This window comes from Candidatus Omnitrophota bacterium, assembly GCA_028715415.1.
Lineage (GTDB): Bacteria > Omnitrophota > Gorgyraeia > Gygaellales > Profunditerraquicolaceae > JAQURX01.
Map to the genome: position 1 here is coordinate 102,928 of JAQURX010000002.1, position 18,843 is coordinate 121,770.

Below are 18,843 nucleotides of genomic sequence, written 5' to 3' on the forward strand. Positions count from 1 at the left end.
AAAATAAGAAATGGCACTAGAACTGAAGTTCTTCCGTACGCATATCTCCACACAATATTTATTGATCCTGCAACACTGTATCGTCTTATCCCTGCTGAAGTTTTATCTAAGCTGGAACAAAATGATACCTGGTTTGGGGTAGAAAAAATATTTAGAGAAATGGGCTATTGTACCGAGATGACGGATTTAAATAATATAGAGGCAAGAAAGAAAATTACTGGATTCTTGGAAAAATTATCAGAAAATCTCGATTCTGTTAAAAAACATTCAATTCTTTCCGGTGCGGCAAAGATAGCAAGATATTTTAACGAAGCAGAAGCAAAGCAGAAATGTTTTGATTATCTGGAAGACTTGGAAAAGGCATTTTGGAGTCCTAAGCCAAGCTATTACATTTTTAGATATTTGATAACCTTTACTTTGGAAGCAGTAGCTAAGAAATCAAACGGTGATATTTGGGTTTTTGTGAATTATTGTGAAGTTCTTCGTAATTTTATATTGCATACTAATAAAGAAGGTAAAGTTCCCGAAGCTATTCTAGTGATTTATTCTTTACTAAGAAAGCAAATGCTATCAATAATTGAGTCTAGTGCTAGCCCGTCTGATTGCAGCCGTTTGCTTAATATGTTAGAGATTAAGCTTTTAGAGAAGGCTACAAGCAGGCATTTTAGGTTATACGAAGATGAGAATTTGGATGCTATTGTGAAAGATGCCATAGCATCGGTTAAGGGTGGGAAAGTCAATGCTTATCCTTTAAGCGTTCCAGATCAGTTTGCACAGCAGGCTCAACCCGCAGATGCCGAAAGTATTCTTAAAGATAGATTAATAAAACTAGAAAAGCTCCTTGGCCGCGCACCGCCTGAGGCAAAAAAAATCATTACCACCGATTTAACTCTTACCCAAGGCAATGTCGCCGCCTGCAACATTGATACAAAAACAGTCTATCTGCATCCATATTTCTTCAAACTGCCCTCATCTTTACAATTAAAAATTCTTTATCACGAGTTTATCAGCCACATTATTAAAGGCCTAAGCGATAATAATAACGACGCGATGAATGATACTGAAAGGTTCTTTAGTCTCAAGTATTCTAATCCTCGCGATCCCGATTTAGATTTAGATGCGTATGACAAAGAGCATTATGCTTGGGATCCCGCTAATAAATATTGGTGTTCAAAAGTTTATCCAAGATTAGTACTAGGCTCTTGGGATGATATTCTACATTCCGATAGAGTAAAAGCAGCCCCTACAGATATGCAGAATCATGTGGCAATACGCATGGCCTCAGGTTTTTCTATTTATGTTTTTGATGCGCATTCATATTCTGAAGATTATCTGCAGGAGGCTAGTGAGAGAGGTGAAGTAAGCCGTCATGAAAATTCGGAGATATGGATTGATGAGCATTGTGATACACAGCGAATAAGTGAACCGGACGCATCTATTGCAAGGACTATTGTTCAGGATGGTTGGGTTAATAAGCATATTTGGGTTAATTTCAATGATCAACTTGGAATGAAAGTTGGAGGTTCTGATCAGGATTTAGCCGAATTTCACATAGAAAATAGAAAATCTCATTACACAAATTATTTTAAAGTCCGCGCTCGCCCGCGTAACACAAAGGCTATAATCAATGTTGATACTGATGCGGCAGATGCAGAGCCGATAGTTAAGTTTATCCAGCAGGTTAACGAAAAAGATGGGATTGTTCCTTCAACTGTTCATATCTCAACTTCTCCTCCAAATTGTGATGATACCGAATTAGATAGAGCATATAGCGATTTGGATGGTTTACGTTATCCCGAAGGTTATGGGACAATAAACAGGTGTATTGGTATTGCTCAAAATCTTCCTGTTGTTTTCGCGCTTAAAGATAGTGAGATAATAAGCCGTCATACAGCTAAAGATGCTGTTTGTGATGCATGGGATAATCTTAAAGGTGATATTGAAGCTTTTGATGCGCAAGTAGCACAAAAGAAAGAATCATTCTTATCAAGATTTTATCACGCCGCAGAAAGGACGTTTAAGGAAATCGCGGCTAAAGCTGAGAATGGAACAATCAATCCATTTGCAAATTTAAAGCTTATGAAATACGGCGCAGAAAGACAAGACGAGCGCTTAAATGATACAGAGAATGAAATTAATGTTGGTTTTCTTGCAATTACAGGCAATCCTCTTAACTGGGGGCATGTGTTGATTTCTTTGATGGGATTAAATGCTTTAAATCTAAATACCGTAATATTAAGAGTTCAATCTGAAATTAGTTATAAAGGCCTTTTAGCTTCGGAGCGTGTGTCAATTAAAGACAGGCATTTCATGGTTAATGAGGCTATTAAAGGAATGTTCCCATTAGTCAGATATACGGATATTGGTAGTGAAGAAAATATAAGCTATGAAGGCGCAGAAGACATGCATCGTTTCTTGGAGCTTAATGCCGATAGAAAGATGAGGATTTATTATATGCTTGGCGCAGAAAACGAAGCAAGGATGTGGAAGTATATGCGCCAGCAGTATGAAATGTTCAAGAAATATGGTTTTGGAAAAAATCCCAAACATCATATCACATTCGCGGTTATTCAAAGAGGTGAATACGGCAAGAACGTAACTATAGAAGAATTAAGAAGCATAGCGCAGACAGTACAAAATGAATTTGCTTCTGAAATGCCATTGGATGTTGTTTTGATAAAGGACCCGGATATAGATTTAAATGTTTCTTCAACATATTACCGCAACACCCAAGATGGCGCATTTGTCCCTCGAAGTGTCCATGAATTTGCAAAATCGCACGGATATTACGGTCATCCACCAATTGACCCAAGGACTGGAAAGCCTCTTACTGATTGTCAGGAAAAATACTTTAGGATGAAGCTTGAGCCTGTTGCCAGAGAAATGAGCAGGCAAATCCAGGGAAAGATTAGCAACAGAGAGGTTGCAGGAAACACGGCATTAGTTTCTATCGATGGTGGTTCAGGATCAGGAAAAACAACAATCGCTGAAGAGGTGGCAAGGTATCTTAAAGAGCAGGGATTGGATTCAATCATTATTCCTCTTGATATGTTCTTAAAAGACAGGATTTGGCGTTTAGCAATACAGAAACTTGTTACCGGAAGGCTGTTAGCGGAGAATGAAGAGGCTATTGTTGGCGCATTAGTTGGTAAGATTAAAGCGAAACAGCAGTATCTTAAAGAAGAGAATTTCTTTGATAACCAATCTATTCTAGAAATGTTAATGGATATTGACCATTTCCGCAGGTCAGGGGAAGAAAATTTTGTTTTAAGCATTCAGAACGCTTATGACCAGAAAACCAAGACCATGATGAAAAAGGAATTTAATTTAAAACGTGGAATGGTAATCATCTGTGAGGGTAAATATGCTAATGAAGAAGAATTGCAGCCATATTTTGACTTACGTTATCGTTTGCACGACGCCCCAGACCGCACTGAAGCGCGTTTCCAAATCCGCTCAAGAAAGCTTAGCCCCAATGATGCTGATATGCAGATAATATTCTATGGCATGTCTTTGGTTCCTTCTTATGAAATCTATGATAGGAGAACAGAGAAGCAAATACATGGGTTTATAGATTTAAGAGGCGAAGAATGGTTCTTGAAAGATAAACCTAATGGTGGAAATTTAAAGATTGACGTTGCAGCGTATCTTGCACAAATACAGTCTAAATACTTTGAATTAATGCAAAAAGAAGGGTTGTTTGAAAATCCATATTGTTTATGCATGGTTTGCTGCAAAGTTATCGCACTTGCATTATCTAAGAAGTTTAATTTACCTATAGGTGGCATAACTCCTGACAGATTAGAAATTGTTCCCGGAATGTTTTTTAAAGAAGGCATTGTAGATAGCGCTCATCAGTGGATTGCAGTTTATCATAACAATGAGTTGGTTTTATATGTGGATGGCTCATATTGGCAATTTAACGCACAATACAAAGAAATTATTATCGTAACTCCGTATCAATTAATTGTACAGAAATTTGGCTTAAGAGAAACAAGAGAGCTTTTTAGAGAGAAACTTTTTGCTTGGTGGAAGGATAATGGTGATGCTAGAGCAGAATTTGATTTTTATGAAGCAATTGTTTACTTGGCATCAGAGATAAAAAGCCCCGAGTTTGCTATGGATAATCTTGATTTAGTAGAAGATTATGAGGAATATTGTGATAATGAAATTATCAGGAGCGGAAAACTTACCGATTTTGGCGCTGAAATAGAAGCAAAGATTGAGTTGGTTGTTGCGGCTTTAGTTGAGGAAGAAAAGGGTGTTCATAGATTAAATAATTCAGCCCGATCTGTCACCACTATGACTTGTTATGATCCTTTTGTGTTAGGCTTAGGTACTGCAGGATTTTGGGTTACACCAGTTCCGCTTCTAATCACTCTTCTTATTATATCAGTCGGCTTGATAATTTTATTACTAAGCTATCAGTGTTTTGCGCAATGGGGCCAAGATGCTGTTACCGGATTAAATTCAAGGCCAGCGACACGGGAAGAAGCTGCCAGAATGCGGGATGTTATTAATTATATGCTGCGGAATAATAATTTTAATATGCCGATGTTTGATATTCGTGTGGTAAAAAGCGCCGGTAGAGACTATCTTGCTATGCGCAGAGATGATAAAGGGGTTCCGCAGGAGTTATATATTGGCGAAGCGATATTAAGTGATGAATTGGAATTACAATCATTTTTGATGAAACATATCCATCGTATCCTTAGCGTTGAGTTTACTGCCCGCGCAATGTATCATGATTGGCAGAAGCTTGATAAGTATTTAGAGACGGCGAAAGCAAACAAACCCGGGACGATGGCGCGTTTTGACAGCCTGATTGCGATTTACTTAGGGTTAGAGCCGCTTAGAGCAAAAGTACATGATTTTGCATTACTGTATCCGGAGCATCCAATAGTTAAATTTATCAACCAGCCGCGGTTATCTGAAATGGGAGAAGTATTAAGGGTGTTGCCAATTGAATTTGGTATTAGCCAGGCAAATCTTCCTTATGTAGCCCAATTCACGTTGAATATTGATGGGGTAAGAAATGCATGGAAATGCGCTTGTGATCGTCTTTTAAGATTGCGTGCTATATCAAAAGGCGAAAGCGACGAAAACAGCCTTGAGGTTTTTAATGAGCTCTCGCGTACTCTTAAGATGTTGGTGCACGAGATGAATTATATTGAAACTGAGACTTCTAAAAGAATCAGGGATTACAAGGTCGTCATCTTAAAATTAAAGATGCTTTCTGTTTTCGTGGATTTAGGAGGAAATATCAGGCATGAGGCAAATGAAATTTGTAGCGAATTAGCTCAAAGAGGCGAGTTTAGGGATTCCTATTACGATGATCATGAGGATTATGATGGTGATGATGATACGACTTGGGGTGTAGCTTCATTTAACCCGCTTCCACTTATTTTAGGTGCTGGATATGTCATGAATAATCAGGATTTTGGTTATATCGCAGCGATAGTTTTGGCTATCCTTGCTGTTATATTAGGCGGATTTTATCTTTTGCCCCAAGTAGCATCGGCGTTTGTCCATTCCGATGAATTAGCAAGTGACAAAACAGTTGAGTTGATGAAACAAGAGAGTACCAAGCGTCTCCGTACAATCATGATTTTCTGTGGCGGCTCAGCATCGAATTTCTTCTCTGAAGTAGCCCAAAAATTAGAATGGCAGCTTATCAGAGTTCTGACTCCTTTTGATGAAGGTGGAAGAACGGGTAAAATCCGTGAATGGATGAATAAAAATAAGCAACTAGCTTTCTTTGCTATCGGAGATTTAACTAAAGTTTTATTGGGCCAGGCGCCTCAAGCAGTAGTTCAGAAAATCATGGATGAAGAAATTATCTTGGGCCCAGGTAAAGTCCAGGAAAAAATTAACGCAGTAGTTAAAAGTCTATATGATCAATACAAGAAGGACAAAAAAGGTTTCCCGAAAGACTATAATATAGATTCTTCGGAATACACAACATTCGTCACCCGGCTTATTAGAATTGGTTCATATTTTGATAATAACGCCTTTCTTAGGAAATTTGCAGACGAGAGCCCTAATAGTAATTTTGCTATCCGCCATCTGGTTTATTTTGCTTATTTTTGGGAAGAGTATGATTCAGGCAGATCGTATCAAGAGGCGATAGAAGAAGCCACAAAAGATTTTATTAAACTGTTAGGTATCAAAGAAGGCCAGGCTTTCTTAAGTAGCGTTGATAAAGAACTAGGTTTTCTCATTGCTAAACGATATTTAGACGTTGATCGTGAACACCAACATAATATTACAGGTGATAGGAATTTAGGATTAGTGAAAAAGATTTATTTTAGCAACAAAAAGGTTCCGGATGCTAATAGCGCGGTAATTAAGCAATTAGAAAAGCTTCAGGCAGGGGATATGGCTGTGTTTGGGCCGGGGAGTTTCTATACAAGTATTCTTTGTAATTTGATGCCTCGCGGGATTGTTGAAGCTCTTATTAAAGCTAAAAGAAAAGGGGTAATTTGTATTTTTGCTTTTAATCCGATTTATTGTAATGAAACCATGTCTATGGGGACACGCCCTAATCCTTTTGTGCACATGGTTGAACAGATAGAAAGTCATGCTGGTATACATTCTTTCGCGGAACTTTTTGATTATGCTATTGTTAATGATTCTAATAAAAATAGCGAAGAAGCACTGTATCTTATGGGAGAGGAAGGTTCGAAAGAAGGAAGCGATAAATTTACAAGAGCAGACAAAATCAGGCGTGGGGCTATCGAAGGAAAAGACGGACTTGTGCAATATTTCAAAGAGAGAAAACAACAAGTCACAGTGGTTTCTGGAAATCTCATGAGCATTAAGAAATCCGGAGGGAAAAAAGAAGCCACATATAATCCGGATTTATTTTCTTCTCTTCTTAAGGCTTTAGCAAAAGATCACACTTTATCCAGGGTTCCGGAGATGATCGTACTTTCTGACCCGCACGCGACTGTAGATGGGCTGTTGCGTTTTATTAACACTCTAAGCGGAAGAGCAGTTTTCGTTAATGGAGATTTGATTGACCGCGGGGATGCGTTATGGGAGCTTATGGAATTAGTTGATTATTTTACGCTTGGCGATCATGAGCTCTGGGCGTTAGGCGCTTGTTTGGGGCATGATTATCTCTTAGCAATGTGGTTGCGATCGCTCTACCGCTATCCGATGACTACTGTGATATTAAAGGATTTGGGAATTGATATGGAATGGATAGAAGCAAAGAGTAAAGAAATCTATCATAATAGAGTATGGGAAGATTTAAAGAAAGACTTAGAGAAAGATAAAAAGAAATATAAAGGCCCCGATACTGCAGTAGAACAACTTTTCTTTAATATTTGGATTAAGATAGCAATTAGAGAGATAAAGAAACTAGAAGAAAGTGGCAAGAACCTTCCGCCTTCGCTTCAGCTTGTAAAGGCAACCTTTGGGGGATTAAAAGGAAAGGGCTTTGGCGTTGAGAGCAATGATTTAACCAAAGATGAACAAGAGATATTCAATTATGTAAAGACAGAATTCTTGAAATCAAGGCAGCAGCAGCATTCTGTAGCAAATTTGGCAGCGTATCTTCTTAAGGGAAGAGTTTATCAGATAGTCCGGCCGTTACCTGATATAGAGCAGACAAAAGAATTGCGAGATGTAGTCTTTCATAAGCCTGGCGATTATCCAAAGGTAATGCTGCTTCATGGAAATATTCCGATGAATGGTTTAGGCCAACCCGTAAATTTGCTTGGCCAACCAATAGCTCTAAATACATTAAAAGATTATTTTGATACCATAAATGAGAATTTGGTTTTGATAGAACAGCGTTTCCAGGAATTTAATAGAGCTGGCGGAATTAGTGGACGCGAAAAGGAATTTTGGGGAGGGATTACTTTAAAAGGTTGCATAACTGATGCGCAAGAATTCTTGTTGCGTTTAGCTGATAGCGAATACTCTCCGCTTTTTGCCAGAAAACAGAATCGTATTATAACGTATTCTAAAGGTGACAAAGAATTGGATAACGTTGCCTATGCATTTCTTACCCGAAATAAAGAGCAAGAAATGGAAGAGTCGGGAAATGCTGAGAAAGCACGGTTAAACGATCCTAAAAAGTATGCTGCTGAAGAAGTAGTTTATACTCCGCAACAAATTAAAGAGAGTTTGAAAAAACTCTACGGGTTAGAGGATAGTGATTTTGGAGATGACAAAGAAGGTGATAAGCTCTACCTTTGTTTACAGAATGAAGCAGCCAATAGAAAAATTGCCAAAAAGATTTGTGAGGTTTTTGGGGTAGAAACTATTATTCTTGGCCATATTGCAAGAGATGAAAAGACAGGTAAACCAGCAAAACTGGCTGAAGGGAAAATCTGGATGATTGACGGGTCCTTTGCTAAAAAATCCGGAGAAACAGGAGAATTGGCAGCAGAAGAAACCGGAGGATTTTTGTTAGTAAGGCAGAAGCAACACCTTGGAGATAGCGGAATAACTTCAGGTAGGTTAGTTAAGGTAGGGGAAGTCTTGAAGAACAAAGACGGCAAATTTGAAAAAGAGCAGATGATGACTATCTCCTTACTGCGGTTAAAAGAGCTTATTTATTACGATGATGCAATGTTAGAGTGGAAGTTTTTATACCGTGCGCCAGCCTTGATGCAGGATTTGTTAGCTGTATTTGGCATAAAGGTTCCTGGTTGTCCGGAAGTTTTGTCTATGGATAGAGAAGTTTGGAGTAATTTCTATAGTGAGCTACCTGATGAAATTAAAATAAGCTTAGTCGGAGAGGTTAAGAAGAGTATATCAGCGGAATTCATAAACGTGATTGAAAAGTTGTCTGAAGAAATTAAACAGGAGAATGACCAGGATAAGAAAGCCAAAAAAGAGAAACAATTGGTTGGATTGCAGAGCGGTATTAAAGATACCAATAAATTTATAGATCAATATATTAAGCTTTCAGGAGTTTTTGTTAATGCAATTCTTAATTATAATTCATTGTCTAATGATTCAAGGATGCTCTCTCGTATAAATGTTAAACCATTGCGGTTTATTTTACCAGTTTGGATTAATAATAAAGTATGTTTGCGCCGTACTGTTCAAGAGCTCGATCCTAGTTTATTTGAAAGTTTAAGAAAAGCTCCTAGAGCAAGATCATTTCCAGATAATAGAATCTATGCGGAATTAGATAGGCCGGCAGAATCTAATGATACAAATAGAGTAGCAACATATCCTCTTCTTGTCCCTGAACAATTTGCTCAGCAAGCCCAACCCGTAGATTCCGACACTGTTTTAAAAGATAGATTAGCTAAGTTAGAAAAGCTTTTAGGCAGAGCTCCTCCAGAAGCAAAAATTGAAATTACCAACGACCTCTCCAAAACAGAAGGCAATGTCGCCGCATGCGACATTGATGCAAAAACAGTTTATCTCCATCCGTATTTCTTTACACTTCCTGAATCAAAACAAATCGAAATCATTTATCATGAGCTCGTCAGCCACATCGAAAAAGGCATAAGAGATGAAGCTGAAGCAATGGAAGATACTCTTTTGGAGCAAGAAATAATAGGTTTAATTCGGGAATCAAATTATCCGTTTGCTGAAATATCTAGAGAGATTCTTAATCAACATTCTATGCGTTTAAAAAGAAGAGAAAAAGGTGAATTTAGTGTTAAAGGCGGCAAATGGCCGGAATGGAGAGATCGATTAGAATTAGCAGTAAAATGGTGGTGGACAAAAAGAGGAGAATATGATTATGAGCTCGTTAATGTCTTTGGTGAAACTAAAAAAGAAGAGGAGTCCAATGTCCAGCAGGTAACATTTGAATTTATCCGTTTGATGAAAGAGCAAGGAAAGAGATTTTATATTTATTCTGGCGGTTCAGGGGCTGGTAAATCGACTATGTGGGTTGCTCTAGAAAATGACAAGAATGATGGCAAAAAATTTCAAAAGTTTGTAATCTATACAGCTCGAAAACGAAGGTCCATTTCTATTAATAAGAATGCAGATCAGTTATATGGTGCGATTAATTTTATTTTGTTAAATGGCGCTAAAACGGAACCAGCAGATTTAATCAAACTGCTTAGAGAAAATGGTTTTGATGTAACACAAAAACTTTTGGAACTATTAGAAGCAGGAAATCTTACAAGTGAGTTATACGGAATTGATCCAGATACGGGCAAACAAAGGAAAATTGAGTTTAATGAAAAAATTGATAAAGATGGGGATGTTTTACGTATTTATACTGAATTTCATGGGGTTCAGTATTATTTTGGCAGTGAAGAAGAGTTATTATTGCTAGAGAAACAAGGAAAAATAAAAACATTTAGAATGGGGAAAAAGCGTTTATTGCAAGGATATTCATTTGAGCGTGTTCAAGACGCTCTTAGGAATGAAAACGTAATAACTGTTTTAGAGTCTACCCCCGAGATGACATTTGATTTAAAAGGTATGTATCCAGGAGAAATTGGCACCTTTTTCGTATCCCCATTTTCTACAAAAGAAATGCCAGATGCTTATGCGGTTATAGATGAAATTATTAGAGATGGCGATGCCCCATTATTTGAATTAGTGAAAGGTTACGGGAAAGCTGCTCGGGAACATCTTTTAGTAGCCTTAGAGATATATGCGAATGCAGAATCAACTCCAAATATGAAGAAGGCGCGCGCTTCACAACTCTTAGCTGATCTCTATGGCATGAATGAAGATGGTGAGTCTAAAAAATTAAGCTCTGCGTATATCCGGAGAGTTTATCAGAATATTACAGATGAGATGAAAGAAGAACTTTCTCAGCTTCCAAGCTTGGCAGTTACTGAAGGATTGACTTTTAATGAAGAGATGGAAGGTGAAGAATTAATACTAACTTCTTCCGCAAGAATAGACTTGCAACACGACTTGGCCTTAGATTTGCCTGTTTATTCTCGTGCAAAACGCGATCGCGAAGTAGTAAACTTTAGCGTTAATCTTAAAAACTTTGACGAACAAAGATCGATTTGTCCCGCTTTTCGAATTATATTTCGTACCCCAAAAAGAAAACAAGGAGAGCCGGAGCGTATTACAATAAGCGGTACTCGTTATAATCTTGCAAAGCGCGAGCTTAAAGATGAAAAATCACATATTTTCTCTAGATTTGAAAGACATTATTACGATGTTCAAACATTGTTATCTGATCTTTCAAATGATAAGGCACGTTATGTGATAGAGGCCTTAAGGTTAACAGGAATCATTCCAGAAGAAGGCATGTCTTTGGTTGAAACATTGGGTTCGTTTGGGCATCACTTGGAAATTGAAGTACAAAGTTTTCTACCTCCTCAAAGTGGCTTAGGCGGAAGCGTGACTCTGGCAGGAGCATTAGTTTACGGATTCTTAACAATTACCAACCGAATTAAGCAGTACGATATTAAGACTATTTCTCTTTATGCTTCATTGATCGAAATGAACCTTGGTTCTCTGGGTGGATGGCAGGATGCTTTCTTAACTCCAGGATTGCATTATCTAAATATTCCTTCAGGATGCCCGATTACTAAACTTAATGATTCTATCCGTAAGTATATTCCTAATGATGAATCTCTCAAGCATATTGAAAGACTCTTAGAGGACAATATTGTGCTTTATTATTCAGGTGGCAGGCACACTGCGGCCGATATTTTGGCAGAATTGTTTAAGGGATATCTCAGAAGAGATCCTAAATTTATGAATATTTTAGAACTTGGGAGATCGGATTTAAATTATTCTAAGAAATTATTTAAACAATTTGCTATGGAACATAATGAAAAAGCTCTTATTGAGGGAATAGCAAAATTAGCAATAAGAGCAGGCCGCCAATTTAATGAAATTGTCCCGGGTGTAATTTCTCCAGAGATGACAGAGGTGTTTTCAGACCAACGACTTCAAGAGTTTATTTATGGTTTTAAATTTATGGGAGCAGGCCAGAGTGGCTTTGTTGCGGTATTTTTGAAAGAGGCTAGATATAAAGAAATTGTAGAGAAAATCTTAAATGAAATCTCCGATGAAAGAGCTATGTTGCAAGAAGCCAAAAGTTCTATAGCTATTGGTGGAGTCAAACCGGCAACCTATTCGTTCACAACCGCGCAAACTGGTTTGAAATGTCAATTCAATACTCTTGATTGTCGAGAGGAAGAGTTGCTTGTGCAAGCAGATGCCAATGGAAACATTATTGGAAGTATCAGCAGAGAAGATGCCCATAAAGAAGGAACATGGCATTTAAGCGTTTCAATATTACCAGTTATCGTTGGCCAAGATTCGGTTACAGGCCAGATAAAAAAGGAAATTGTTCTTGGAAGAAGGTCGCGTTTTAAAGAGTCTTCTCCTTTATGTAGCGATGTTTTAGGTGGCCAGGTTAAGTTTGGACAGAGCTATGCAGAGGCTCGAGATGTTCAAGCAAAGGAAGAATTACTTGTAGGTATTCGTGATAATCAATACGAGTTAGTTAAAACAGAAGGATTCTTTAGAGCGGATGTCAAAGATCCGGGAATCGGGATTAATCGAGAACATAAAGCTGTTTATGTTTGTTTCTTGGATTTATCTCAGAAGGAAGAGCTTGAAGAAAAGAATCTGGAACTCAAACGATTTTGGCAAATGGACCCCGATGATCAATATGTTGAGATATTAATGAAAGCTAAGACTCTTGCGAATATAGATGATGCAGAGTGGGATAATTTAAAAGAAGATATGCGATCCAGATTTATAAATGAAGCTAGAGCCTATTTTGAAATAGAAGAGTATATCTTTATGGATTTAGATGAAGCTATTGGGTTATACAATAGAGATCAAGAACAATTTGCAGACGGATTCTATACGTTATTTGGTACAAATTTTCCAAATGGCGAAAAGAATGATAATGCCGAGGAGTATAAAGATTTAATAAAACAAGCTATTAATAATGTGCACGGAGGTAAAACAAATGGACAACGTGAGAATGCTTATCCTTTAAGCGTTCCCGATCAATTTGCGCAGCAGGCTCAACCCGCAGATGCAGACAGTATTCTTAAAGATAGATTAATAAAACTAGAAAAACTCCTTGGCCGTGCTCCACCGCAGGCATCAATAGAGATTACCAACGACCTCTCCAAAACAGAAGGTAACGTCGCCGCATGCGACATTGATGCAAAAACAGTTTATCTCCATCCGTATTTCTTTAGTCTTCCAGAATCAAAACAAATAGAAATTCTTTACCATGAGCTTATCAGCCATATTGAAAAAGGCATAAGGGATGAAGCTGAAGCAATGAGGGATACGCAAGAATTTACAAAGGAAAATCTTGCCACCGCCACTTCTGGTCTTCTCTTCTGGCCAAAACATTTTACTCAAGGAAAGCCTTTGGATATGAGCCTTATTAAGACAACCCGTTCTGTTGAAGAAGTGCGTAAGCTTTTAGAGCGCGCTAAGACAGAAGGAATCGAATTGTCTATTAAGGGCCATTTAAGAGGAGTAGATGGTTGTGGTTCAAGTTTGGATTTACCGGAGTTCCAGAAAGCTCTTACTCAATTAGGCGTAACAGATTTATCTAATATTCCTTCCACGCCGACTATTGCCAGTGACTTTAGCGTAAAAATAAGATTTGAATTAGCAACTGATTTGGAAACTATAGAATATATTGCTCCTGATTACGGAATTACCGCAGACTGTCCTTATAGCGTAAAGAGAATGATGAAGGTTACTTCTGATTGCAGGATAATTTTCGTGGATAGTATTAGAACTAGAATCTGGCTTGGATTCCTTCGTTTAATAGGAAGAAAAGTAAAGAAAGAGTTTGGAGGACAAAAAGAAGCCCCTGCGTTTATTTTTAGAAATATCTTTGGTTTAAAAGGAATCCGGATTATTTGTGAATCTATTTCGCCTATGGCTTTAGCAGGTGGCATGGAATCTTCTAACGTATTTAACGTTGCGTTAATCGCCGCTGCCAGTATGCTCTCTGGCGCAAACCTTTCTATGGCGGATATCTTTAGCTTGGCCGTAAAGTTAGAAAACGATGAATTTAACGGCCTTACAGGAGGCCAAGGGCATTTGTGCTGTATGGTTGGGGATGCTTATCGGCATATCTGGCTTTCAGGGGTTAAAGATAAAGATGGCAAAATGAATAATCCTTATGCCGCGTTTTCTGTACCTCTTCTTGAGGATGAAGAATTAATTGCAATCGAAGACCATATGATGTTGGTGCAAGCCGGTAAAGAATATGAGGATGGAAAAGCCAGAGTAGGAAGAACTGCCGCATTGATTAACTGGATGTGGACTGATCTATTAAGAGATAAAGATGAAATTGGTTTTGCGCTTCATCAGGAAAAATTAGGCCTTGCTGCACGCTTTACTCAAGCCCTAAAAGAAAAAGACTTCTTAACCGTTGTTGAGACTCTTAATCGTTATGTGGATATAAGGGATGCGCTTTGTATTAGATGGTGCAATCTTATGCTTGATGCACATGAAGGGAAAACTATTGGTTATGAAGGTAAGCCTTTACCTATATATGCTGCTGAATACGCGAAGAAAGTTTTTGATGTAAACCATAGCCTTTATAAAGATTATAAGGTAGCGCGTGATGCTAATAAGGACTACAATTTAAGGACGACGAGCCTTTATACGCTTGATCCAATTCAAACCTTAATTCAAGCTGCAAGAGCAGAGAATATCGCAATTATGCCTCTTGGAGCAGGTGGCCCCGGAGCAAATTTGATTGCCGTGTCTGCAAAAGGCTTGGAACACTTAAAAGAATTCTTTACCTGCCAAGCGCTTACAGAGTTAACTGAAGACTCCGCAAGAAATATTATTAGAGGCACTGGTAATCTACGCGGCTATATGCCATTTAAAGTCGGCAAAGAACCATTACAGATTAATGGATTTGCAGAGTTAGGACTTTCGTTACCTAAAGCTCCTGAAAGCGTAACTTTTAATGAAGGGGAAGCAATAAGCCCTTCATCGACTCTAAACCGTTTTGAAATGTATTATAACTCAGGAAGAGGGTATTTTTCTTTTGGCAAGAATGGGGAATATCTAGCCAAAGAAGAAGGCCGGCAGTTTAATGATAGTGAAAAGTTAATTATCTTTAAGGCTTTATCTGAAGTTACTTTAAGTATGATTGAAGATTTAACTAAATTTTCTTTAAATGAGTTCAAAGAAAGGCTTGCGAGTTTAGATTTATCTAATACTACAGATGCAATTATACAGGTCATGTCTATTATAGAGGAAGTGGATAACAAGTTTGGGTTTAATAGGGTCGCTTTAATAAACAAACTTTCGGAATTAGAGATAGTATTTGATAGCGGCGATAAAGTGGCATTATTAGATCTCAACCGGGCAGAACTTCGTCAGAGAGTAGAGGATAAGCTTAGGAGCCAAATCATAGATTTTGAAAACAAAGATTTTAAAGTATATTCTGGCTTGGAATATTGTAAGGTTACTTTATTTGATAAGGCTGATACGGTTAGAGTGGTCCTTGACCAGATTAAAGATGGTGTGGTAATCGGTTTAGGAGATTCAGCGGTAGACGTATCATTTTTAGCTTTACAGCCGCAAGGCATTGATTACCGTCCTTATTATGTCGGTAATCCGCAAGATGTAAGTGGCTATCCATCTATTCGGACAAGCCAGAAAATGCATATAGAAGCATCTATTGATATTCTTACCGAAGCAGTTGAAGCCTTAGAACAAGGCAGGCTCAATTTATCCGCGATAATTGCCGATATAGACAATACTCTGGTATTTTTAACTAAGAAAATGATCCCGCAAGTTGCAGATTTGTTAAATAGGGCAATGGCTAGAGGAGTAAGAATAATCTTAATTACCGGTGGGCGTGTTAATGCCGGGTATATAGAAAGAGTAGTCGAGCCTTTGGTTGGCGCTAAAGAACAAGAAAGTATTTTTGCTTTAAGAAGTTCTGTTTATGAGGATTATCTTGCCGCACGCGCAAAAGATGCAGCCCCAGATAAGCCTTTGCATCACAAAGACGGAAGCTGCGAGAGAGAGTTTGTGATTAAACAGGCAATAGAGGAAACAAAGCTAATTACGCCTGAGCCTGGAAAGCGAATTAGCTTCGAAGAGTGGTTGAGTTGGCATAAGAATGGGGTAATTGATGCTAAAACAGGAGAATTAAGAAAGTTGACAAAGAAGGATCGCTTAATTTTACATGAGCTATGGTTTAAGAAATTAATAGTTAGTTATAAGGATGGCTATAAAATAGGACTAGATAACTATCAGCAAGCAAAGATTACAGATCCCGAAAAAATAATTCAACACGCTCACGAAAGAGGGATTGCCCATGAACAATTTACGCATGCAGAATTTAATTCAGATGCTTTTATTCAAAGGTTTTGGGATGAGAAAAGATGGGGTAGGCCATTTTACGCTTTAGCTAAGGAGGTGCCAAAATGTACAAAGCAGAGCAGCTCGAATTTACCAGGGTTATGCCCAGAAAAGACGGTATCTTTGTGGATGCGAAGTATAATAATTGGCATTACGAGTTTCATTTCCTTATTCAGCAAGACGGTAAAGTTAAAGGCGAAACAAGCACTGGCAGTTGGCTTGAACTTAGCAAAGAATTTAGCAGCCTCGTTGTTAAGAGGGCTCGTTTCGTTATCGCTAATCAAGCAAAACTTATCCATCTTTAGCTTTGCTCAAGACGGATTTTTATTACCTGAAAAGAAAGCGCTTTCCCTAGATAACTGCGTAAACCCAAGATTAAGGATTTTGATTGTGGATGATCAAAAATGCAACCTTGAAATAATAAGTGAAATATTAACAGGTTTTGATTCATTAATAGAAATTACTACTGCAGAGAATGGAGAAAAGGCGTTAGATTTATTTAGTAAAACAGAATTTGACGCGGTGATTACTGACAAGGAGATGCCAGGAATAAGCGGCCTTTGGTTAGCTTACGAAATCCGAAAAAAGAATCCTAATGTTATTATTTTATTGGCAACTACTAAACCAAAAGACGAAACTATATCTGATTATATACGCAGAGGAATTTTAGATGGATATATAGAAAAAAGTTATGTTGATGAGAAAATCTGGGGTGATCAACTAGAGCAAATAAAACGAAAAATATCGGGAAGACAGGCACAGGCCAAAGATTCTAATAGCGATGGGCAAGTTAACTTACAAGCTTTAAGCCCTGTCTTTTTAGCAATGATTTTGGATTCCATCCATAGCGTTATTAGTAACCATTTATTTTTCGGTTTATCTATTGTTGCTATGGTAATTGTAGCTGATTTAGGAACGAAAATGTGGGTGTGGCATAAATTGCTATTAGGTTCGGAAGTTACTGATGACCAAGGGCCTCTTAAGGATGTTGTGAAGGGGAGCTATTATCTTCATAAATCATTCTCCAGGTTTAGTTTTACTCTGTTTTCAGTCAGCATGGTGATTGGTTTTGTTTGCGTTCAATCGGTTCAAGGCGCAAATTATTTCTTTATAGCTAGCTCTGCTATTACATTAGGAGCAGTAATATCGCAAACAATCGACTGTTTTATTAATAAAGGTGGAGTTACTGATTGGATAATCTTAAAAAGACAAGTAACGAATATCGCAGATATTATGTTGTTGGCTAGTCTTTTAGTATTATTTATCGGATTTACAGTTGATATTATCAAACATTGTTTAGTAGAAGTAGATGTCCCATCTATTTTCATTTCTTTAAGCGCGATAAATTGCATAGGCGCCTGTTTTAATAATACATATATTTCATGCCCCGCTGCAAAGTTCGTTAGAAAAAGCAATGTTTACCTCTCCGTGGCTGGTGGGGAACATTCGCTTCTTTGCAACGGGGCGTGGTCTGTTAAGGATAATGACACTCGTGCTTATCCTGCGAAGGCAAGAACGGCAATTAAAAAACCCACCGTGACATTATCAAAGAAAAATGGTAAAGGAAAACTTAAGATTGAAGAAATAAACTATCGGGTTCCCGGCAATCAAATTGAAAGATTAAATACTGAGGAAGAAAACGCTTTACCTGAAAAAGTTGCTGATATCCTGGATGGCATTTTAACGCATGCCCCGCCGCATAAAGGGATTAAAATTATTATCACCGGAGAGCGCAATAAACAGGTATTCAGCATTGATCGGGAAGGAAATATCCTTGTTTTTACGATACACTGGGTTTTATTAAGAGAAGACTTTGCCAACGGTATTGCCCACAGGCTTACAGATATCCGTAAGATTGTTGAGGACGCGAAAGCAGTTATCCGTGATGATATTAAACAGCATGAGAAATGGGAATTAAACGGTATTAATTCAGGTTTGTCAAAAGAAATAGCCCATCGTATTGCCTGCGAAAAGAGCGTAGAGTATTTTAAAAATCATAAAAGAGAATTGATTGATTTCTTATCCGCAGTGCAAAAATGTAAATTAGATTTAACCTTGGATGAAACATACGAAAGACAGCTTTTAGAGCTTGCGTTAGAGGAAAATTGTTTAGTTACCGCGTTTGCAGAGGTTCTGTCCGTTCATAGAAGAATTTCCGAAGAAGTTAGTTATATCGCAAAAACCATTACAAATGAAGATGGCGATATTTGCTTGCAGGATTTACGCTTTTGGCATGGCAAAACTTTATTACCTCTTGCAAAGTCGCTTAAGATTATTCATCAAAAAATCTTGTCAGAAAGAGAAGGATTGGTTTGTAATTCAAGTTTCCGTATTGCCTGCGGTAAGATAGAGATAGACTTTGCTTTTAAAGCAGGGAAAAACCATATTATGATTGTCAGGTCAGACCACGGAGATTGGCATGCTTATGCAGACGAAGAAAATTTGTTCAGCGCTCCGGGTTCTAAAGGTGATGCAGGCTTAATCAGTGCTTACCAGACTTTGCTTAACAATCCTAAAGAAATTGAGTATGTAGGTATAGAGGAGGATAAAGATTTTTCCGCGAAATTA

1 protein-coding gene (only partly in view) is annotated in these 18,843 nt (G+C 37.9%); it reads left to right on the forward strand.

Positions 1 to 18,843: part of a UDP-glucose 4-epimerase GalE coding region (gene galE, locus PHO70_01135; GenBank protein ID MDD5431584.1), annotated on the forward strand (this coding region is incomplete at its 3' end). Its footprint runs off both ends of the window (31,455 nt to the left, 74,274 nt to the right); the window shows 18,843 of its 124,572 annotated nt.